Annotated in this window: 1 pseudogene; it reads left to right on the top strand. The window is 63.6% G+C overall.

What is annotated here, in order from left to right:
• Positions 1–242 (top strand): annotated as a pseudogene (locus SB772_RS44885) (ABC transporter permease); the annotation flags it as partial.

Raw genomic sequence — 242 nt, 5'->3', positions numbered from 1 at the left:
CATGACAGCGGCGCTTTCCATCGTGCTCGGCTATCCGGTCGCGTATCTGTTGAGCCGTCTGTCGGAGCGCGCCCGCGAACGCTGGCTGCTGTGGGTGATGCTGCCGTTCTGGACCAGCTATCTCGTGAAGACGTATGCGTGGATGCTGCTGCTGTCGAAGACCGGCGTGCTGTCGACCATCGCGCTATCGCTCGGTCTCGTGAGCGAGACGAGCGGCACGATTCCGTCGTTGACCGGCGTGC

It is taken from the genome of Paraburkholderia sp. SIMBA_030 (assembly GCF_046535245.1).
Classification (GTDB): Bacteria; Pseudomonadota; Gammaproteobacteria; order Burkholderiales; family Burkholderiaceae; genus Paraburkholderia.
This window is presented reverse-complemented; position numbering and strand designations above follow the sequence as displayed.